Below are 6,626 nucleotides of genomic sequence, written 5' to 3' on the forward strand. Positions count from 1 at the left end.
TCCGGCACCGTCTCGCGATACGGGCTGGTGGCGTGTGCGTCGTCGCTGGATCAGGGCGGCCCGTGCGCGCGGACGGTGCTCGACACCGCCCTGCTGCACGCCGTCATCGCCGGCCACGACCCGCACGACTCCACCTCGCTGGAGAACCCGATTGCCGACGTCGTCGCCGCCGCCAAGGCGGGGGCCGCCGGCGATCTGACCGGGGTGCGGGTCGGGGTGGTCAAGCAGTTACGCAGCGGCGAGGGCTATCAGGCCGGAGTGCTGGCCTCGTTCAACGACGCCGTCGCGCAGCTGGCCGCTCTCGGTGCCGAAGTCCGCGAGGTGGACTGCCCCAACCTCGACCACTCGCTGTCGGCGTACTACCTGATCCTGCCCTCGGAGGTGTCCAGCAATCTGGCCCGCTTCGACGCGATGCGGTACGGCCTGCGGGTCGGCGACGACGGCTCCCACAGCGCCGAAGAGGTCATGGCGCTGACTCGTGCGGCCGGCTTCGGCCCGGAAGTCAAGCGCCGCATCATGATCGGCACCTACGCCCTGTCGGCGGGCTACTACGACGCCTACTACAACCAGGCGCAGAAGGTCCGCACGCTGATCGCCGCCGATCTCGATGCGGCCTACGCCGACGTCGACGTGCTGGTCTCCCCGGCCACCCCGACGACGGCGTTCCGGCTCGGGGAGAAGGTCGACGATCCGCTGGCGATGTACCTGTTCGATTTGTGCACGCTGCCGCTGAACCTGGCCGGGCACTGCGGAATGTCGGTGCCCTCAGGGCTCTCACCGGATGACAACCTGCCGGTCGGCCTGCAGATCATGGCACCGGCGTTGGCCGATGACCGGCTCTACCGGGTGGGTGCGGCCTACGAGGCCGCCCGGGGCGCACTGCCTGCAGCACTCTGATCGGGCTTGCCCCTCAGGAAGCCCGCTAAGCACTCCGCGTCAGGGCCGTACCGGGTTAGATAGAGCCCATGCGAATCGGAGTCCTCACCGGCGGCGGCGACTGCCCCGGCCTCAACGCCGTCATCCGCGCAGTCGTGAGCACCTGCGACACCCGCTACGGATCCTCGGTCGTCGGCTTCCAGGACGGCTGGAACGGGCTGCTGGAGAACCGGCGCGTTCAACTCGTCAACGACGACCGCAATGCCCGCCTGCTGGCCAAGGGCGGCACCATGCTGGGCACCGCGCGAACCAACCCGGAGCGGCTGCGGGCCGGTATCGGTGAGATCAAGCAGACGTTGGAGGACAACGGGATCGACGTCCTGATCCCGATCGGCGGTGAGGGAACCCTGACCGCGGCGCACTGGCTGACCGAGGAGGGTGTGCCGGTCGTTGGTGTGCCCAAGACCATCGACAACGACATCGCCTGCACCGATGTGACATTCGGTCACGACACCGCGCTGATGATCGCCACCGAGGCCATCGACCGGTTGCACAGCACTGCGGAATCGCATCAGCGCGTGATGCTCGTCGAGGTCATGGGCCGCCACGCCGGCTGGATCGCGCTGAACGCCGGACTGGCCTCCGGTGCGCACATGACGCTGATCCCCGAGCAGCCCTTCGACGTCGAAGAGGTCTGCCGGCTGGTCAAGCAGCGCTTCCAGCGCGGTATGTCGCACTTCATCTGTGTGATCGCCGAAGGCGCCAAACCGGCCGAGGGCTCGATGGAGATGCGGCACGGCGGGGTCGACGAGTTCGGCCACGAGAAGTTCACCGGGGTGGCCCAGCAACTGGCCAACGAAGTCGAGAAGCGCATCCGCAAGGAAGTCCGCGTCACCGTCCTGGGGCATATCCAGCGCGGCGGCACCCCGACCGCCTATGACCGGGTGCTGGCGACCCGGTTCGGGGTCAACGCCGCCGACGCTGCGCATGCCGGGGAGTACGGGATGATGGTCTCGCTGCGCGGGGAGGAGATCGGCCGGGTGCCGTTGGCCGATGCGGTGGCTCACCTGAAGTTGGTGCCGCAGAGCCGATATGACGACGCCGCGGCCTTCTTCGGCTGAGGTTCCCGCGCCCCACCTTCCCCCCGCCCCACCTTCCCCCCGCCCCCCGTTCCCCGCGAGCAGACACAAACTCGTACCCTTTTGGGCTTTTTCGTGCGAGTTTGCGTCTGCTCGGCAGGGCGAAAGGGGCTGCGGGGCGCCCACTAGGATCGGGTCCATGACCACCGCCGCCAATGCCGAACTGCTGGACTATGAGGACGTCGTCGCGCGGTTCGACCCCGTGCTGGGCCTGGAGGTCCACGTCGAATTGTCCACCGCCACCAAGATGTTCTGCGGGTGTGCGACGGCCTTCGGCGCCCAACCCAACACCCAGGTCTGCCCAGTGTGCCTGGGCATGCCCGGAGCGCTGCCGACGCTCAATAAGGCCGCTGTGGAATCGGCGATCCGGATCGGCTTGGCGCTGAACTGCCAGATCGTCGACTGGTGCCGCTTCGCCCGGAAGAACTACTTCTACCCGGACATGCCGAAGAACTACCAGATTTCGCAGTACGACGAACCGATTGCGGTCAACGGCTACCTCGACGTCCCCCTCGAGGACGGCAGCACCTTCCGGATCGGCATCGAACGCGCGCATATGGAGGAGGACACCGGCAAGCTGACCCACATCGGCAGCGAGACCGGCCGCATCCACGGTGCCACCACCTCGCTGCTGGACTTCAACCGGGCCGGGGTGCCACTGATCGAGATCGTCACCAAACCCGTCGAGGGCGCCGGTGCGCGCGCCCCCGAGGTGGCCCGTGCTTACGTCACCGCGTTGCGGGATCTGTTGTGCGGCTTGGGTGTGTCCGATGTGCGTATGGACCAGGGTTCCCTGCGCTGTGACGCCAACCTGTCGCTGCGGCCGATCGGTCAGGCCGAGTTCGGCACCCGCACCGAGACCAAGAACGTCAACTCCCTCAAGAGTGTCGAAGTGGCCGTTCGCTACGAGATGCGCCGCCAAGCAGCGGTTCTGGAGTCCGGCGGCAGCGTGCACCAGGAGACCCGTCACTTCCACGAGGACGGGTACACCTCACCGGGCCGGGATAAGGAAACCGCCGAGGACTACCGCTACTTCCCCGAACCCGACCTGGAACCGGTGGCGCCGAGCGCAGAACTGGTCGAGGGGCTGCGCGCAACCATTCCGGAGCTTCCGTGGTTGTCGCGCAAGCGGATTCAAAACGAGTGGGGTGTCTCCGACGAGGTGATGCGCGATCTGGTCAACGCCGGAGCGGTGGAACTTGTCGCAGCGACGGTGGCCCATGGCGCCGCCAGCGAGCCGGCCCGGGCGTGGTGGGGCAACTTCCTGGTGCAGAAGGCCAACGAATCGGGTGTCGAACTCGACGCGCTGGCCATCACCCCCGCCCAGGTAGCCGCCGTCATCACGCTGGTCGACGAGGGCACGCTGTCCAACAAGCTGGCCCGCCAGGTGGTCGAGGGGGTGTTGGCCGGCGAGGGGGACCCCGAGCAGGTGATGGCCGGCCGCGGTCTGGCTCTGGTGCGCGACGACTCGCTGATCCAGGCCGCGGTGGATGAGGCACTGACGGCCAGTCCCGACATCGCCGAGAAGATCCGCGGCGGCAAGATTCAGGCTGCCGGGGCGATCGTCGGCGCGGTGATGAAGGCCACCAAAGGCCAGGCCGACGCGGCTCGGGTGCGGGAGTTGGTGCTCAAGGCCTGCGGCCAGGAGGGGTAACCCGTCAGGCGGTCCGCGACCCCGTGGTTGCGCGCCGGCGAAGACCTCGTTGCCTCGGTGGCCCCGCCCCTGAACTTTTCAGGAGCGGTTCTCTTGCCGCCCACCGTTCATCTTGCCGCCCACCGACGGCATGTCATCGAAAATGTCCGGATAGGCAGATGGTTGGTGGTAGCGTTCGGCGTTTGTAGGGCGTGATTCGTCCCCACTGCACCACACCTAGGCGGTTGACCCATGCGCGGAGCGACGCGTTCATCCGGAACAGAAGCGCGACTGAACGAAGTGCATGCGCGGCGCGCAGGCCGGACCGTCGGATGCTGCTGTTTTCCGTCACGTGCGGTGGCGGTGCCGCTCGATTGAAGGAGATCCCGATGGCTGATTCCACCTCGGCGGAGGTAGGGGTGCTGCGCCCGATCGAGTCTCTTCGGCGACTGGCCGGCTGATCGCGATCGAGTCCCCCGGTTCTTTTGCGAGAAGGTTCGGATGACGTCGTCCTATGTCACCGACTGGCCGCTGGCCGGCCGCGAGGTTGAGGTCGAACAACTTGCGGGATTCCTTCGCGGGAATCTCGGGGTAGCGGGTTTGCTGATCGCAGGATCGGCCGGTGCGGGCAAGACCCGTCTTTTGCGCGAGGCCGCCGAGATCGCCGGGCAGGGGGAATGGGCGGTCCATTCAATTCAGGGAACCAAGGCAGGGCAGAACATACCGTTGGGCGCATTCGCGCAGTGGGCTAACGGACTCGAGGACCGGCCGCTGACCGTGGTCAGCTCAGTGATAGCAGCGATCACAGCGGCACCGGCAGACACCCCCGTGCTGCTCCTGGTCGACGACGCCCACGTGCTCGATGAGTTGTCGGCGTTCGTGCTGCATCGGTTGATCCGGACGGGCGAAACTTCTGTCGTCTGCACTGTTCGCAACGGGGCGCCGATGCCGTCGACGCTGCTTGAGTTATGGAAAGACGGCTTTCTCCGGCGCCTCGACCTTAGGCCACTCTCACGGGAGGAGTCCGCGGCGGTGCTGGAGTCCGCGCTGGGGGCTCCGGTGGATTCTACGGCGCTGAGGTGCCTTTTTGAGCTCTCACAGGGCAATTTTCTTTACCTTAACCAACTCGTGCGACAAGAACGTCGAGCCGGTCGTCTAGTCCATGGGAGCAGTGGAACCTGGACCTGGACAGGCTCGTTCACGGTATCGCCGTCGCTGGTCGACCTGGTCGACGTTCAGACCGTTGCGGCGCCCGAGCCTGTCGTGGAGGTACTCGATCTCGTCGCCGTCGCGGAGCCTCTGGAGATCGAATACCTCTATGCCCTCGCCGACCCGGCGGCGATCGAGGGCGCTGAGCACCACGGACTGATCGAGATCTCTCAGGCAGTTGGCGGTGATCTCGTGCGGGTGGCCCATCCCCTCTTCGGTGAGACCCGACGCGCCCGCATGGGTCGGGCGCGGGCCAGGCGTTTGCGCGGCCGGGTCGCGACGGCAATGGCTGATCCCGCCTGCGCGATCGGACCGCCGGAACCGCTTCGGCTGGCGATGATGTGGTCGGAATCCGACCTCAGCCCTGATGCCGAGGTGTTCCACCGCGGAGCCGCCGCTGCAATTCGCAGGCTCGGCACGGCTTTGGGTCAACAACTTTCGGGCGCGGGTATTCACGCGGGGGCGGGGATGGATAACCGCAAGCTGCACGCACGCACGCTCAGCCTGCTGGGCCGGGCGGACGACGTCGACCGTTTTCTCGATGTGGGTGCGGTACCCGACACCTCGGATCCGGTGGGGATTGCGGTGACGATGTTGCGTGCCGCCAACACGCTGTTCGGGAAGGGTCGTCCAGAGCAGTCATCCGCGATGATTCGGGCGCTAGCCGACGCGCCGGCGCCTGCGACGCACGATCTGCTGGCATTTCGCGCGCTACAGTTGGCATTTTCCGCCAGGCCTTCCGAGGTTCTCGCGCTGCTTGAGGGCATCGACTGCACACAACTGGGCTCGCGATCGCGAACGAATCTCAACTTCGCAACAACCCTGGCCTTCGGCGATCGTGGAGAGCCGGATCGGGCGACCAGTAAGCCCGAGGATGCCCTGCTGCTGGGACCCGACTCTCCCACAATGGTTTTCGAGGCCGTGGCGCTGTTGCTGATGCATATCGATGTGTTGGCGACCAATGGCCGGGTTACCGACGCACTCGACCTTGCTCGACGGGTGACCCGGCAGTGGGCCGATGTCCCAAGGGCACTGCGGACCATCGCTACCGGGGTCAACGGGGTCTCAGCCCTGGAATCCGGTGATTTGACTACCGCGATCGCGGACCTCGGCCCGGCGATATCCAGTGCTGAATTGGTCTCTCTGCCAGGGTATTTACCCTTTCTGTGCGTGGATTACTGGCTTCACATCGCCCACGCCACAGCAGTGGGCCGGACCGGTGATGGCGACGCGGCGGCCGCCGCCGTTGAAGCCATGGACCGCAGCCGAAACCCCGCGTTCGTCTTCCTGGAGCCTGCCAGGCTTCTGGCGACAGCATGGGGCACCGCGGCGGCAGGGGACTCCGACCATGCCATCGCACTTGCCGAGGAGGCCGCTGAATTCGCTTGTTTCCATGGCCAAATCGCCCGCGAAGTGCTGTGCCTGCAGACGCTGATCCAATTCGGATCCGGCCGCGGTTATCACGGGAGACTGGAAGAGCTTTGCAAGGTCGTGACCAGCCCGCGCGTCGGCATAGTCACGCGGTGGTCGCGGGCGCTGTACGGCAATGACGGGCACGGTCTTCTGGGGGTATCCCATGATCTGGCGGAGATCGGTGATCGCCTCGCCGCGGCCGATGCCGCGGCCCACGCCGCCCGCGCATTCAACGCGCACAGTGACTGCGGATCGAAGGCCGCCGCCGCCACCCGGGCACGCCAACTCGGGGGTTGTTGCGGCGCACTGACGCCGGCACTGCGGGAATTGGACCCGTCCCTGCCGCTGAGCAAGCG

General features: G+C 66.6%; 4 protein-coding genes. All 4 read left to right on the plus strand.

The genetic code is table 11. The annotated features are described in order from the left end of the window. Positions 1-897: amidase family protein (locus ADBZ5N_RS16535; RefSeq protein ID WP_526259275.1), on the plus strand; the 897-nt coding region annotated here is incomplete at its 5' end. A gap of 68 nt (positions 898-965) precedes the next feature. Further along, a complete protein-coding gene (locus ADBZ5N_RS16540) occupies positions 966-1,997 on the plus strand; it encodes a 6-phosphofructokinase (protein WP_526259277.1) in 1,032 nt (343 codons plus the stop codon). 157 nt (positions 1,998-2,154) lie between these two features. Next, on the plus strand, positions 2,155-3,669 hold the full coding sequence (gene gatB, locus ADBZ5N_RS16545) for an Asp-tRNA(Asn)/Glu-tRNA(Gln) amidotransferase subunit GatB (RefSeq protein ID WP_526259279.1): 1,515 nt from the start codon (positions 2,155-2,157) through the stop codon (positions 3,667-3,669). Positions 3,670-4,149: 480 nt separating this feature from the next. Beyond that, positions 4,150-6,626, plus strand: a 2,477-nt coding sequence (locus tag ADBZ5N_RS16550) for an AAA family ATPase (protein ID WP_526259281.1), incomplete at its 3' end; no start/stop codon positions are given.

This window comes from Mycobacterium sp. (assembly GCF_044370595.1).
In the GTDB taxonomy this organism is placed as follows: Bacteria; Actinomycetota; Actinomycetes; order Mycobacteriales; family Mycobacteriaceae; genus Mycobacterium.

Excerpts from the sequence above, each read along its gene's own strand:
- ADBZ5N_RS16540 (WP_526259277.1), top strand. The coding sequence starts at position 966 with ATGCGAATCGGAGTCCTCACCGGCGGCGGCGACTGCCCCGGCCTCAAC.
- gatB (WP_526259279.1), top strand. The coding sequence starts at position 2,155 with ATGACCACCGCCGCCAATGCCGAACTGCTGGACTATGAGGACGTCGTC.